13 protein-coding genes are annotated in these 13,786 nt (G+C 55.1%); 6 read left to right on the top strand and 7 right to left on the bottom strand.

Going from position 1 to position 13,786, the window contains the following annotated elements; translation table 11 throughout:
- The first annotated feature begins 57 nt into the window (after positions 1-57).
- Positions 58-621, top strand: a complete 564-nt coding sequence (locus tag OC597_RS08150; RefSeq protein WP_012145524.1) for a lipoprotein — start codon at positions 58-60, stop codon at positions 619-621.
- 94 nt (positions 622-715) lie between these two features.
- Here the strand turns inward: OC597_RS08150 and yebF are convergent, their stop codons facing one another.
- The 4 genes from yebF to dbpA all read right to left on the bottom strand — a co-directional run bounded on the left by yebF (position 716) and on the right by dbpA (position 3,288).
- Positions 716-1,075 carry a protein YebF gene (yebF, locus tag OC597_RS08145; RefSeq protein ID WP_261256496.1) on the bottom strand — a complete coding sequence of 120 codons (360 nt, stop codon included), beginning with the start codon at positions 1,073-1,075 and terminating at the stop codon, positions 716-718.
- Positions 1,076-1,145: 70 nt separating this feature from the next.
- Positions 1,146-1,454, bottom strand: a complete 309-nt coding sequence (yqfB, locus tag OC597_RS08140; RefSeq protein WP_085117177.1) for a N(4)-acetylcytidine aminohydrolase — start codon at positions 1,452-1,454, stop codon at positions 1,146-1,148.
- A gap of 39 nt (positions 1,455-1,493) precedes the next feature.
- Positions 1,494-1,817, bottom strand: a complete 324-nt coding sequence (locus OC597_RS08135; protein WP_099064290.1) for a YebG family protein — start codon at positions 1,815-1,817, stop codon at positions 1,494-1,496.
- An 88-nt stretch (positions 1,818-1,905) separates the two neighbouring features.
- The gene (gene dbpA / locus OC597_RS08130) at positions 1,906-3,288 is read right to left on the bottom strand and encodes an ATP-dependent RNA helicase DbpA (RefSeq protein WP_262208322.1); all 1,383 of its coding nucleotides are present in this window, start codon (positions 3,286-3,288) and stop codon (positions 1,906-1,908) included.
- 242 nt (positions 3,289-3,530) lie between these two features.
- Here dbpA and purT point away from each other — a divergent pair, with 242 nt between their 5' ends.
- On the top strand, positions 3,531-4,709 hold the full coding sequence (gene purT, locus OC597_RS08125) for a formate-dependent phosphoribosylglycinamide formyltransferase (protein WP_262208320.1): 1,179 nt from the start codon (positions 3,531-3,533) through the stop codon (positions 4,707-4,709).
- Positions 4,710-4,742: 33 nt separating this feature from the next.
- Here the strand turns inward: purT and OC597_RS08120 are convergent, their stop codons facing one another.
- Together OC597_RS08120 and OC597_RS08115 are read right to left on the bottom strand one after the other, a co-directional pair.
- Positions 4,743-4,988, bottom strand: coding sequence for a YoaH family protein (locus OC597_RS08120; protein ID WP_085117181.1), 246 nt, complete (start codon positions 4,986-4,988; stop codon positions 4,743-4,745).
- Between the two features lie 63 nt (positions 4,989-5,051).
- Entirely contained in the window at positions 5,052-6,059 is a 1,008-nt protein-coding gene (locus OC597_RS08115; protein ID WP_261256492.1) for a glycosyltransferase, read from the bottom strand.
- A gap of 432 nt (positions 6,060-6,491) precedes the next feature.
- On the opposite strand from OC597_RS08115, the gene pabB reads away from it, so the two are divergent.
- The 4 genes from pabB to OC597_RS08095 all read left to right on the top strand — a co-directional run bounded on the left by pabB (position 6,492) and on the right by OC597_RS08095 (position 12,147).
- On the top strand, positions 6,492-7,865 hold the full coding sequence (pabB, locus tag OC597_RS08110) for an aminodeoxychorismate synthase component 1 (RefSeq protein ID WP_262208318.1): 1,374 nt from the start codon (positions 6,492-6,494) through the stop codon (positions 7,863-7,865).
- The gene (locus OC597_RS08105; protein ID WP_261284815.1) at positions 7,862-8,440 is read left to right on the top strand and encodes a CoA pyrophosphatase; all 579 of its coding nucleotides are present in this window, start codon (positions 7,862-7,864) and stop codon (positions 8,438-8,440) included. Before pabB ends, OC597_RS08105 begins: the two co-directional genes overlap by 4 nt.
- 445 nt (positions 8,441-8,885) lie before the next feature.
- Entirely contained in the window at positions 8,886-10,250 is a 1,365-nt protein-coding gene (gene sdaA, locus OC597_RS08100) for an L-serine ammonia-lyase (protein ID WP_261256486.1), read from the top strand.
- A 280-nt stretch (positions 10,251-10,530) separates the two neighbouring features.
- Entirely contained in the window at positions 10,531-12,147 is a 1,617-nt protein-coding gene (locus OC597_RS08095; protein WP_262208315.1) for an EAL domain-containing protein, read from the top strand.
- Between the two features lie 17 nt (positions 12,148-12,164).
- On the opposite strand, the gene OC597_RS08090 is transcribed toward OC597_RS08095, so the two are convergent.
- Positions 12,165-13,709, bottom strand: coding sequence for a TerC family protein (locus OC597_RS08090; protein ID WP_262208314.1), 1,545 nt, complete (start codon positions 13,707-13,709; stop codon positions 12,165-12,167).
- Between the last annotated feature and the right edge of the window lie 77 nt (positions 13,710-13,786).

Raw genomic sequence — 13,786 nt, 5'->3', positions numbered from 1 at the left:
GTTACCCTTTATAATGAAAAATCAATTAGCTACACAGTTAGTATTTATGAGGCAAAAATGAAAAAGATTCTGATGGGTGTGGCAGCCCTGGCATTTGTTGGCGCATTGGTCGGTTGTAACCAACTGACCCAGTACACACTCAGCGAGCAGGAGGTCAACGACTACCTGCAAAAGCATAACGATTACCAGAAGCAGATTGGCGTGCCGGGATTGCTGGACGCCAATATCGTACTGACACAGTTGCAGAGCCAAATTGGCCGTAGTGAACCGGGCAAGGTCACCCTTTCCGGCGATGCAAAAGTGAATATCACCTCGATCCTCGGCCCACAGACTGCGGATCTGAAGCTGACCCTGAAGGCACAGCCGGTCTATGACCGTGAGCAAGGCGCGGTATTCCTGAAGGACATGGAGTTGACCGACTATAGCGTGCAGCCGGAGAAGATGCAGACGGTGATGAAAGCGCTGACGCCTTACCTGAATCAGTCGTTAAAATCCTACTTCGACCAAAAACCGGCCTACGTGCTGAATCCGGATAACAGCAAAACCGAGGCGATGGCAAAGAAACTGGCGAAAGGACTGGAAGTGAAACCTGGCGAATTAGTGATCCCGTTCACCGACTAAGGCCAGCCGTTTGCAACAAAAAGCCCGCTGATAAGGCGGGCTGAGTATTTTCAGTTGGGTAAGCTATGCGCAGCACCGCCTGAAACTTATGTGATTACTGTGGCTCGCTGTAGGTAATCTTACCGGCGTTACAGTCCAGGATCACATTATAGGTTTTATCCTGTTTGGTACCGCGAACCGTCAAGGGAACCTGCCAGACGGCGTCCTTACCGGTAATGGCTTCCGGGCTAATCCAGGCTATCGGGGTAGCCGTGCCAAGCAGCTTTTTATCTGATTCCCACCGCGTGATACGGTTTTGCAGAAAATCGCGTTTCACCTGAGCGGCAACATCAGCCGGTTGCAACCCCTGGCATTGCGCCACTTTGGCGCTACGTTGCTCCTGCGCCTGCACCGTGGTAGTCAAACCCGCCAAAGCCAACAGCGCTACGGCCAAACTCAGTCCCGTTGTTTTCATATTCCCTCCAGTTGTGATTAACGCTATCCGCAGGCATTGGCCCTTGGCTCACAACTGGCCTAGCGACAGATCAGCGTTTGGCGAAGGTGATGACAAACAGCTCATCCAGCCCCGGATAGATTTCCTTGATCACCTGCTTCAGTTCGCTGAGCGACATGTTCTCCTGCCGGGCATGCAGTTCGGTTAACGCCTCCAGGCGCACCGGTGTGACTGACAGCACTTCAATCTGGCAGAAAAATACGTCGTCTTCATTGCGGCTAACGCGTAAAACCTCACCGGGTTGAAAGTGGGATTCACTGGCATCCCGAATGGTAATGGTTTTGCGCCCGGCCAAAATATCTTGCTCAAAGCGGCTGAAGAAAGTTATTTCACGGCTCATTCTAGATCCTTTTTCATCACATTGCCGCAACATAAGTCATTATGCTGCCTGCTTTTCTGACGCAGATCCCTCTTTAGTGGTAGCGACAGGTTTTTCCGTTTTCACTTTGGCGGGTTTCTTCGGTGCTTCTGCCGGCGCAGCGCCGCGCAGAATTTGCCCCAGCACGTCTTTATTCTCCGCCAGGAAGAAGCTCAGCCCTTCACGCTGCTCATCATCCAGGGTCAGAGGTGACTGCTGCAGCCATTCACCGAGGCTATCCGCCAGATCCAGCATTTTGTCGTAAGCGTCGGCTTCTTTCTTGGTTGCGAAAGTCATCTTTTCCTCACCGTTTCTCACCACCACATATTTAACTTCAACTGCCATGTGTGCATTCCTCAAAGGTTAGAATACTGTATTTTTATACAGTATAAGGTGATATTACGCAGGGATGCAAGCGCACCCCTGACGCGACTTATTTCAACAACCGCACCTTGCAGTTCTTACCCTTGATTTTGCCCTGCTGAAGCTGTTGCAGTGCCTTGCGCGCGCTTTCCTTGCGGATCGCCACATAGGCATGCACCGGGAACATGTCGATCTTGCCGACTTCTGCCGCCGTCAGGCCAGCGTCGCCAGTCAATGCGCCGAGAATATCACCAGGACGGATTTTAGCCTTACGCCCGCCGTCGATGCACAGAGTGACCATTTCGGCTTCCAGCGTGGTATTACCCGCGCCGCTCAGCTCAGATACCGGTGCCCACTTAACCTTTATCTGCAAATAGTCTTCAATTGCATGCGCACGCGTCATTTCCTGTGGTGTACACAGGCTGATCGCCTTGCCGCTCAAACCGGCGCGGCCGGTACGACCGATACGGTGCACGTGGATTTCCGGATCAAATGCCAGCTCGTAGTTGACTACCAGCTCCAGCTCTTTGATATCCAGACCGCGCGCAGCGACGTCGGTCGCCACCAGCACCCGGCAACTGCGGTTGGCAAAGCGCACCAGCACCTGGTCACGATCGCGCTGTTCCAGATCGCCATGCAGCGCCAGCACGTTAATGCCGCGAGCTTCCAGCGCTTCATACACGCTCTGACAATCACGCTTGGTGTTACAGAACACCACGCAGGAAGAAGGTTGGTAATGGCGGATTGCCGACACCAGCACCGCAGGACGCTGATCGCGGGTGGTTTCATAGAAGCGTTGTTCGATGGTAGTTTGTTCTTCACCGTCGTCCACTTCCACATTTAACGGGCTGCGCTGCACGCGGGCGCTGATGCGTTCAATGCCGCTCGGATAGGTCGCCGAGAACAGCAGCGTTTGGCGCTGTGGTGGCGTATAGCTGATCACGTCATCGATGTCATCGGCGAACCCCATGTCCAACATACGGTCGGCTTCATCCAACACCAGCACTTTCAGTTCATCCAATACCAGCGTTTTCTTGCGCAGGTGTTCCTGAATGCGCCCCGGCGTCCCCACCACGATATGGGGGGCATGCACCAGCGAATCGAGCTGTGGCCCCATCGGCTGGCCACCGCACAGGGTTAAAATTTTGATGTTCTGGGTGAAGCGTGCCAGACGGCGCAGTTCTTTGCTCACCTGGTCAGCCAACTCACGCGTCGGGCACAGGATCAACGCCTGCGCAGCTACCTGGGCGACGTTAATTTTGTCCAGCAAACCGATACCGAACGCCGCCGTTTTACCGCTGCCGGTTTTTGCTTTGGCACGTACGTCTTGCCCATTCAGGATGGCGGGCAGCGCGGCGGCCTGCACCGGTGTCATTTCGGCATACCCCAGTTCGTTGAGGTTGGCCAACTGTTCGGCTGGCAGCGGCAGGGAAGAAAAAGATACTGTGCTCACGGCGATAACTCTTATATGGCAAATGGAATGGCGGCGCGCCCACGGCAGCACCGAATCAGCCGCAGATAATAACAGAGATAGGCTGGATTACGGATTTCACGCATAAAAAAAGCCACCTGAGGCGGTTTTTGGCCGCCATAACGGTCGGCAGATGGCCTTCGACTTCACACGCAAACGTTTTCGTATATACTACTGGCCCATTATCAGACCGCGTTACACGCCACAGATCCAGGTACCAGACTATGTTAACTATTGGAACCGCCCTGCGCCCGTCCGCCACCCGCGTTATGTTGCTCGGCTCCGGCGAGCTGGGTAAAGAAGTTGCTATCGAATGCCAACGTTTGGGACTCGAAGTGATTGCCGTCGATCGCTACGCCGACGCCCCCGCCATGCACGTGGCACATCGCAGCCACGTGATTAACATGCTGGACGGCAACGCGCTGAAAGCCGTGATTGAGCAGGAGCGCCCTGATTACATCGTGCCGGAAATCGAGGCTATCGCCACCAGCATGCTGGTTGAGTTGGAGCAGCAAGGACATCATGTGGTGCCCTGTGCCGAGGCAACGCGTCTGACCATGAACCGCGAAGGCATTCGCCGCCTGGCGGCAGAAACCCTCGGTTTGCCCACCTCCAGCTATCGCTTTGCCGACGGCGAACCCGCTTTCCGACAGGCGGTCGACGAAATCGGCTACCCGTGCATTATCAAACCGGTGATGAGCTCCTCCGGCAAAGGTCAAAGCCTGATCCGCAGCCCGGGACAGCTGCAAACCGCCTGGGATTATGCTCAGCAGGGGGGTCGCGCCGGCGGCGGTCGGGTGATTGTCGAAGGCCTGGTGAAGTTCGATTTTGAAATCACCCTACTGACCATCAGCGCAGTCGACGGCGTGCATTTCTGCGCACCGATCGGCCATCGTCAGGAAGACGGCGATTACCGCGAGTCATGGCAACCACAGCAGATGAGCGAACTGGCGCTGAGCCGGGCGCAGGCGATCGCAGAAAACGTAGTGAAGGCGCTAGGGGGATTGGGTCTGTTCGGCGTTGAGTTGTTTGTCTGTGGCGATGAGGTGATCTTCAGCGAAGTTTCACCGCGTCCACATGATACCGGCATGGTGACTCTGATTTCACAAGACCTGTCAGAGTTCGCGCTGCACGTGCGTGCTTTCCTCGGTCTGCCGATTGGTGCCATTCGCCAGTTCGGCCCTTCAGCCTCTGCGGTGATCCTGCCACAGCTGACCAGCAGTGACCTGCGTTTCAGCGGTCTGGGTCGCGCGCTGGTCGGCCACAATCAACTGCGTTTGTTCGGCAAGCCGGAAATTGACGGTCAACGTCGGATGGGGGTCGCGCTGGCTACGGCTGAAAATGTAGAGCTGGCGGTGGAGTCGGCCAAATTGGCCGCGGCTGCGGTGGTCATTGAAGGCTAACGCTTTGGGGCCGGCTTGCCGGCCCCTGCAACATCAATAGTTTTCGTCTTCTTCCGAGTCATCGTCAGCCTGGTCGTCCGGCCGTTCCTGATACTCTTCTTCGTCGTCTTCGTCATCAAACATGACGCTAACCTGGTCACCCTGATGTTTTTCGCGGATTTCCTGCGCGACACGCGCGATGGCTTCACCACTGCTCATGCCTTGTTCCATCAACAGATGAATACGGTCCGCAGCTTCCTGCTGCTCTAGATGGCTCAGTGACGGCATACCTGCAAGCATGTGTTTCTCTCCGGCAAAATGGACGCTGAGTATACGCCTTTCACCGGCAGAACCCTACGCCTGTTATTCAGTAGCCTGCAGTGAACGAGGATCGCCATGCCGCCACTGCTTCAGGCGGTGCAGCCAGAGAATGACGTGCCAACTCTGTTTGAGCCCACGTGCGTTGTCAACCATCGCCCGATCGATACCATTCTGATAGAACTCATCGGTGATCTGGCACTGCGCCGCCAGTTCAGGTTCACGGCGAATGCTGTGGCAAATACCCAATGCCTCGCGGGTGATCTGCCAGTGGAAAGCCGGGCGAATATCGATTTTGTCGGCATAGCGCCGGTTAAGCGCCACCAGCATGGCCACGATTTTCATATAGTGGCGCTGATACTCTACGTTTGCCTTACCCGTACGGCGGCGATTACTGATCGATTGATCGTGCACCCGCTGGCGATACAGCGCTTTGCTGAGGTATTTCACCCGCTGCGCATTAAACATCACCTCGGTCGTCCAGGGAATATCCTGATGATGTAAGCCCGGTTCGAAATACAACCGGTGCTGCTTAATAAAATCAAGACGATAAACCGCCAACCAGACCACATGAATAAACTTTCTTGATTTTAGTGCACGTTCCAGCCATTGAGCGCCGCTAATAACACCGGTGTCGCCCAATCGTTTCAGCGGAATAATCGGTTGCAGTTCATCTTCGTCGGTGAAATAGCGCTCACCGTTACACTGCATAACATCCAATTGATTTTTTTCGGCCAATTCCACCAACGTTGAATACATTTCAGGCGCCAGTAAATCATCGGCATCGGGGAACGCCACGTATTTCCCCCTGGCGACGGCCAACCCGGCATTACGCGCACAGGACACGCCGGCATTAAGCTGGTCAATCACGGTAATATGTGGGTGTTGCCGGGCATAACGGTGGGCGATATCACCAGAGCCGTCGGTAGAACCATCATTAACAATGATCACCTCCAGCCGCTGCTCATCTTGCGCCAGCAACGAGGCCAGAAACGGCTCAAACAATTCACCCACGTTGTGCAACGGGACAATGACACTCAACATTAGGGGCATAGGCAGCTCTTCGCAAAGGTAACGAATGAATATTTTTTAAAAAATATCAGGGTGCAATTAAATAAGGCATTGGGCCACTGACAAAGTCGTAGGCATAAATGCGTCTTGTTACCATTTATATTTTAAGCTCTGTGTGCTCACAGAGAGGTGATAACAAGCAAAAACAATAACCGAGTGAAACTAATAACGAAATTTAGCGTTTGAAATTCAAATCAACGTATCCGAGAATTATCTTAACTGTTCACTGGTGTTGTTTTTAACATATTGGATTATAGCCAAAGTCGCAAAAAATGCTTCATTTGCAAAATTGTTTACTCGCGGTTTATACGAAGTGTGCTGTGGCGCATACAGCCAGAGCATGCGCCAGCCGGTTGAATATGGCAGAATAGCCTGCTGAAACAGCCGCCCCGTCAGTCAGGTTTATTGAGGCCCATGAGCGCAACCGCACCGAATATTAAGTCTTTGCCCTACACCCGCACCGCCCTGCTGGAGCTGTTTGCCCCGCTGGCCTCACAGCCTTGGGCGATGTTGCTGCATTCCGGTTTTGCCGAACACTCGCATAACCGTTTCGATATTCTGGTCGCCGCGCCCTGTACCACCCTGACCACTCGCGGCCCCTCAACCGAGATCCGTCGTGGTGAAGCCTGTTGGCAGTCGCCGGAAGATCCTTTCAGCCTGTTACAGCAGCAGTTGGAACAACAGAACCTGCATCCGGATGTTGATGCCGGCCTGCCGTTTCAGGGCGGCGCCCTCGGGCTGTTTGGTTACGATTTAGGCCGTCGGGTAGAGAAACTGCCGCAGTGGGCTGTGCCGGATATCGCGTTACCGGATATGGCCGTCGGTATTTATGACTGGGCAGTGATTGCCGATCACCACCAACAAACGCTGACGTTGCTCAGCCATGCTGATGTGGAGCAGCGCTGGCAGTGGCTCCATCGCCAACAGCCCGCGCCCCGGTCAGCATTTGCCTTGACCAGCCCCTGGCAGGCCAATATGACGCGGCAGCAGTACGGTGATAAATTCCAGCGTATTCAGCATTACCTGCGCAGCGGGGATTGTTATCAAATCAATCTGGCACAGCGTTTTTCTGCCGATTATCAGGGCGATGAATGGCAAGCCTTTCAGCAATTGAACGCCAGCAACCGCGCGCCCTTCTCCGCCTTCCTGCGCCTGCCGGAAAACGCCGTGCTCAGCGTTTCGCCTGAGCGTTTTCTGTGGCTGGAAAATCAGCAGATTCAAACCCGTCCTATCAAAGGTACCCTGCCGCGGCTGGCCGATGCCAAGCAGGATGCACAACAGGCGCAACGGTTGGCGAACTCCGCCAAAGACCGTGCGGAGAATCTGATGATTGTCGATCTGCTGCGTAATGATATCGGCCGCGTCGCCGAACCGGGCAGCGTGCAGGTTCCCGAACTGTTCGTGGTAGAGCCCTTCCCGGCGGTACATCATCTGGTCAGCACCATCACCGCCACCTTGCCGCAACACACACCGGCAACCGAACTGCTGCGCGCTTGTTTCCCTGGGGGGTCCATCACCGGTGCGCCCAAGGTGCGAGCGATGGAAATCATTGAAGAACTGGAGCCTCAGCGACGTAATGCCTACTGCGGCAGCATCGGGTATATCAGCGCCTGCGGCACCATGGACACCAATATCACTATCCGCACCCTGATCACCGAAAACGGCCGTATATATTGTTCTGCCGGGGGCGGCATCGTCGCCGACAGCCAGGAACAGGCGGAATACCAGGAAACCTTCGATAAAGTCGGCCGCATTCTGCCGCAACTGGGGGAGTTTATCGCTTCGTGAACCCACCGACTTATCCGGCCTCGCTGGCGGCCTTTATCAGCCGCTTTCAACTGCAACTGCCACAGGCAGCGCAGATCTCACATAACGTTCGACCGGCTGCGGTGCTGATCCCGATTATCTGTCGCCCCGAACCCACGTTGTTACTGACACGCCGTGCCGATTCACTGCGCAAACACCCGGGTCAGGTGGCGTTTCCGGGCGGTAAAACCGATGCTGAAGACGGCTCGGCGATTATCACCGCCCTGCGCGAAGCTCAGGAGGAAGTGGCTATCCCCCCGCAGGCAGTGACCATTCTGGGTCAACTGGCACCGCTCGACAGCAGTACCGGTTTTCAGGTGACGCCGGTGGTCGGCTTGATCTCACCCGATGTGCAATTTTTCGCCAATGAAGACGAAGTGGCCGACGTGTTTGAAATGCCGCTACACGAAGCGCTGACACTTTCGCGCTATTATCCGCTGGATATCCAGCGTGCCGGTCATTCGCACCGCATTTATTTGTCCTGGTATCAGAGCCAATTTGTCTGGGGTTTGACTGCCGCTATCATTCGAAGACTGGCGCAGCAAGTCAGCATTTAGCGTTAATAATGTGACATACATCACAAGCCAAACGGTTACCTGCACCACAGGCGTGGGTAAAGCGATCGTCATCACTTCATTGGTTTGTTTTTTCAACTACCTTCCTGACTATCAGAGTTTTAAAAAAACTGTAAACCCTCTCTTCAACCTTACGAAATACCTGTAAAATACCGTCGTCCGGAATAAACCACTATTTAAGCAAGGTTTAAGCCGGCCGCGTTCAGCAGTGGAAGCTGGCGCGATTGCCATTAACCGAGTTTAGGCAACGGAGGTTCCACGGCCGCCCGAATGCCTGAGGCAATCAGTAATAAGACTAACACCAAGGATTATTTTATTTCATGCGAAAAAGGCAGCCAAACCCGCGTGGCCCTTTTACAATATCGCTGTTCCCTGCTCGGTTTTTAACCGCCGCAGCCATAACAATATGCCTCTAAGGAGTTTTAGCGTGATTAGCGTTTTCGACATGTTTAAGATCGGCATCGGCCCGTCCAGCTCTCATACGGTTGGACCGATGAAAGCCGGCAAACAGTTTGTCGACGATCTGGTAAATAAAGGCCTGATGCCTTCTATCACGCGTGTTGCCGTAGATGTTTACGGCTCACTCTCATTGACCGGTAAAGGTCACCATACCGATATCGCTATCATCCTCGGCCTGGCGGGCAATATGCCAGATACCGTTGATATCGATAGCATCCCGGGCTTTATTCGCGATGTAGAACAACGTCAACGCCTCATGCTGGCCAACGGCCTGCATGAGGTAGATTTCCCGCGTGATGGCGGCATGGTTTTCCGCAGCGACAATTTGCCGCTGCATGAGAACGGCATGCAGATCCACGCCTTCGCCGGGGATAAGCAAGTTTACAGCAAGACCTACTACTCACTCGGCGGCGGTTTTATCGTCGACGAAGAGAACTTCGGCAAGGCCGACGCGCACGAGTTGAGCGTCCCTTATCCGTTCAGTTTTGCTCGTGATATTCTCGCCCACTGCCGTGATACCGGGCTGTCCTTTTCCGGTCTGGTGATGCAGAACGAATTGGCGCTGCACAGCAAGCAGGATATCGAGACCTACTTCGGTAACATCTGGCAGACCATGCGTGCCTGTATCGATCGTGGTCTGAATACCGAAGGCGTGCTGCCGGGGCCACTGCGTGTGCCACGTCGTGCCTCTGCGCTGCGCCGCCTGCTGGTGTCTTCCGACAAGCTGTCCAGCGACCCAATGAACGTGATTGACTGGGTCAACATGTTTGCGCTGGCGGTCAACGAAGAGAACGCCGCCGGCGGCCGTGTGGTTACCGCACCAACCAACGGTGCCTGCGGTATCGTTCCGGCCGTGTTGGCTTACTATGACCACTTTATTGAATCCGTCAGCCCGGATATTTATATCCGTTACTTTATGGCGGCGGGCGCAGTCGGTGCGTTGTACAAGATGAACGCCTCTATCTCCGGCGCCGAAGTGGGCTGTCAGGGGGAAGTGGGTGTAGCCTGTTCAATGGCGGCAGCCGGCCTGGCCGAACTGCTGGGCGGGAGTCCGGAGCAAGTTTGCATCGCAGCGGAAATCGGCATGGAGCACAACCTGGGTCTGACCTGCGACCCGGTTGCCGGCCAGGTTCAGGTGCCTTGCATCGAACGTAATGCCATTGCTTCCGTGAAGGCGATCAACTCGGCGCGCATGGCCCTGCGCCGCACCAGTGAGCCACGTGTGTCTCTGGATAAGGTGATCGAAACCATGTACGAAACTGGCAAAGACATGAACGCCAAATATCGCGAAACCTCTCGCGGTGGGCTGGCGATCAAAGTGCAGTGTGACTGACCCTTTAACCCCGCCGTAATGGCGGGGTTTTTCTTTCATCAACCCTCGGTTAATCAAATCACTAGCGCCACTTAGTGACAGCGTCACACAAAATTTTCAAAGAATATTCCGCCTATCCTGCGGTTAACCTGCAATTTAGCCCTCTGTTTCACTAAATTTAAATAATTTACTGGGTTACCATCACTCTTGTATAACGACAGGCTAGAATTAGCCGAGGATCATTGAGGGCAGTTTGGCCTGAGGGTGATCCGGGGCTGGTTTCCCGAACAAGGATTGAGTGATGTTGATGACCCAACTTGCCGTGACCAAATACCGCTATTACCGTTGGCTACTCGCCGGGGCGGTCGGGTTGGCTATTCTGCTGCTGTCACTGTATACCCGCTATTATCAGGAACTTGGCTCCATTGAACAAAGCCGGCAAGCGCTTGCCACGCGCACCGTCGCCAAAATTAACGACTTACTGACGCCGGCCAAACAGCAAGCCGAACGCAGTATGCCGATGTTGAGTCAATCCTGTGATACCGCGATGCCGACATTGCGTTTTCGCGCCGCACAAAATCAGGCTTTACGGGCCATGCTGTTGGTCAAAGACGGCATTATCTACTGTTCCAGTCTGTTTGGTGCCCGTACCTATGTTTTTGCCGCTATTTTGCCCACAATAGCAAACGATGGCGCGAAATTGGCGCTGCGCCCCTCACTCTCGGTCGCCAAAGGCGTGCCAACCCTGATCATGTGGACCCCGGCCGAGCCAGATAACCGCAGCAACGGTGTATTACACGTATTCAATATTGAGTTGTTGGCAAACTTCCTGCTGGAACCCCAGGAACCCTACGCACAGCGGGTGGTACTGAACGTCGGCGATTACAGCCTGGAATATGGCCGCCGGGAGATCTTGCGCAGCGATACTCTGACAACCGACCTGCGCTATACCGCAAAATCCACTCAGTATCCGTTCTCGATTTCGCTGTTCGGCCCTCAGGCCAGCCTGCTGGCGCTGGCGGCGCTGCCGCGCCATATCCCGCTGTCATTGTTGATCAGCCTGCTGGCGGCCTATGTGGTGTATCTGCTAACGGCAAACCGCATGAGCCTGTCGTACCATATTGGCCACGCCATTTCCCATCGCGAATTCCGCGTTTACTGTCAGCCGATCATCAATGCAGAAACTGGCCGCTGCGTCGGGGTTGAGATGCTGCTGCGCTGGAAGAACAAACGCCAGGGCTGGATCTCCCCCGACGTCTTTATCCCACTGGCGGAGCAGCACGGCTTAATCATCGCCCTGACCCGCTACCTGATGGGCACCGTGGTGGAAAACCTGCAGTTATTCCCGCCACGCCCGTCGTTTTATATCAGCATTAACGTCGCGGCTGAGCATTTCAACGGGGTGACCATTATCGATGATATCCGCCGCCTGTGGCTGCCGGCCCATCCCATGCCTTCGCTGATGCTGGAGTTGACCGAGCGCACCGCCCTATCGGAAATTCAGTATGAGCAAATAAAAACGCTCAAGGAAATGGGCATCATGCTGGCGATCGACGATTTTGGCACCGGGCACAGTTCGCTCAGCTATCTGAAAAAACTCAGCCCTGACGTATTGAAGATCGACCGTGGGTTTACCGCTGCCATCGGGACCGATGCGATTAACGCTACCGTCACCGATACCATCATCACGCTGGCACAGCGCCTCAAATTAAGGCTGGTGGCTGAGGGCGTGGAAACCGCCGAACAGGCGGAATATCTTCGTTCTCGCGAGGTAAACGCGCTGCAGGGCTTCTATTTTGCCAAGCCGATGCCGATCAATGTATTCCCGCTGTGGTTACAGCAGTACGAATCAAGATTGCGGACGGTGAATCAGCGGGAGGAATGGCAGAAGGAACAAGCAAGCAAGCCGGAGGCGTGATGCCCCCGGCTCCGGTGTTACTGGTGTTGCTCGTCGTGAGGTTCCACCTTGGTAATACGCACCAACTCAATGCGGTACTCGGACACGGCAACGACTTCAAAACGCAGTCGGTTAAGTTCTACCGTTTCGCCCACCGCCGGCATCTGGCCGTAGTGGGATAGCAGGAACCCCGCCAGGGTGGCGAAATCCGCCGTCGGACTGACCAGATCCTCGCAATTCAGCGCCTGTTCCAGTGAGTGCAGATCGGCTCCGCCCTTCACCAGCCAGGCGGCATCTTCCACCACGATATCGGGCGTTTCATCCTCGTCCGGGAATTCACCGGCAATCGCCTCCAGCACATCCAGTGGCGTGACCAGCCCCTGCACTACGCCAAATTCGTTGGTGACTACCACCAATCGCCCCTTGGCACGGCGCAATACCGCCAGCAGGTTAATCACGTCCATGGTGTCCGGCACCACAATCGGTGGCGTGCGCGCGGCAAACTCGGCAATATCATCACCCCGTTCTACCGCCACCAGCAGATCCTTGGCACGAACCACGCCGATAATTTCATCCAGCGAGTCACGGCAAACCGGGAACAGGCTGTGCGGCGTATCCAGCAGTTGCTCACGCACCTCTTCACGGGAACGATCGCAATCCACCCATGAAATCTCGGTGCGAGGCGTCATCACGCTACGCAGTGAACGTGAGGCCAGCGTTAACACGCCGCTGATCATATAACGTTCTTCCTCGGCGAAGGTTTCATTCACCGGCTGCGGTGCCGTTTCGTCCGTCTGCTGTGCCCGCTGTTGCCCCATAAGGCGCATGATCGCCTCTGCGGTGCGTTCACGCATCGGACGATGAGCCTGATGCTTGATAAAGTTTCGGCGGGCGATTTGGTTAAACAGCTCAATCAGAATTGAGAAACCAATCGCGGCGTACAGGTAACCTTTAGGGATATGCAAGCCAAAGCCTTCGGCGATCAGGCTCAGGCCGATCATCAACAGGAAGCTCAGGCACAGCACCACAATAGTAGGATGTGCATTGACGAAGTTAGTCAGCGGTTTTGAAGCCACCAGCATCACCACCATGGCGATGACAACGGCGGTCATCATAACCGGCAGGTCGTTCACCATGCCCACGGCGGTAATTACCGCGTCGAGTGAGAACACGGCGTCAAGGATCACAATCTGCACCACCACCGCCCAGAACTTGGCATAACCGCGGTTGGCGCCATCCTGGTGCGTTTGCCCTTCCAACCGTTCGTGCAGCTCCATGGTGGCCTTGAACAACAGGAACACCCCACCGAACAGCAGGATCAGGTCACGGCCGGAGAAGCTGAACTCCCCGACGCTAAACAGCGGCGTGGTCAGCGTCACCATCCAGGAAATGACCGACAACAGGCCCAGACGCATAAACAGCGCCAGCGACAGGCCGAGGATGCGCGCTTTGTCACGCTGCTTCGGCGGCAGCTTATCGGCCAGAATGGCGATAAACACCAGGTTGTCGATACCCAGTACAATTTCCAATACCACCAGTGTCAGTAACCCAGCCCAAATTGAGGGGTCCATTAAAAATTCCATATCAGACTCCGAAAAAAAGACAGGATGGCCGAGCGGTGCTCAGACGTGACAATGCCGACGCAGCAAGGGCGCGGACA

Origin of the sequence: Serratia proteamaculans (assembly GCF_946227095.1) — a bacterium.
Taxonomy (GTDB): domain Bacteria; phylum Pseudomonadota; class Gammaproteobacteria; order Enterobacterales; family Enterobacteriaceae; genus Serratia; species Serratia proteamaculans_E.
The sequence above is the reverse complement of the archived record's forward strand: the minus strand, read 5'-3'. Positions and strand labels throughout refer to the sequence as shown.

Bases quoted from the DNA above. Each gene is read 5' to 3' on its own strand.
- OC597_RS08090 (WP_262208314.1), bottom strand. From the start codon at position 13,709: ATGGAATTTTTAATGGACCCCTCAATTTGGGCTGGGTTACTGACACTG.
- OC597_RS08135 (WP_099064290.1), bottom strand. From the start codon at position 1,817: ATGGCAGTTGAAGTTAAATATGTGGTGGTGAGAAACGGTGAGGAAAAG.
- OC597_RS08120 (WP_085117181.1), bottom strand. From the start codon at position 4,988: ATGCTTGCAGGTATGCCGTCACTGAGCCATCTAGAGCAGCAGGAAGCT.
- purT (WP_262208320.1), top strand. From the start codon at position 3,531: ATGTTAACTATTGGAACCGCCCTGCGCCCGTCCGCCACCCGCGTTATG.
- yqfB (WP_085117177.1), bottom strand. From the start codon at position 1,454: ATGAGCCGTGAAATAACTTTCTTCAGCCGCTTTGAGCAAGATATTTTG.
- OC597_RS08150 (WP_012145524.1), top strand. From the start codon at position 58: ATGAAAAAGATTCTGATGGGTGTGGCAGCCCTGGCATTTGTTGGCGCA.
- OC597_RS08115 (WP_261256492.1), bottom strand. From the start codon at position 6,059: ATGCCCCTAATGTTGAGTGTCATTGTCCCGTTGCACAACGTGGGTGAA.
- OC597_RS08095 (WP_262208315.1), top strand. From the start codon at position 10,531: ATGTTGATGACCCAACTTGCCGTGACCAAATACCGCTATTACCGTTGG.
- yebF (WP_261256496.1), bottom strand. From the start codon at position 1,075: ATGAAAACAACGGGACTGAGTTTGGCCGTAGCGCTGTTGGCTTTGGCG.
- pabB (WP_262208318.1), top strand. From the start codon at position 6,492: ATGAGCGCAACCGCACCGAATATTAAGTCTTTGCCCTACACCCGCACC.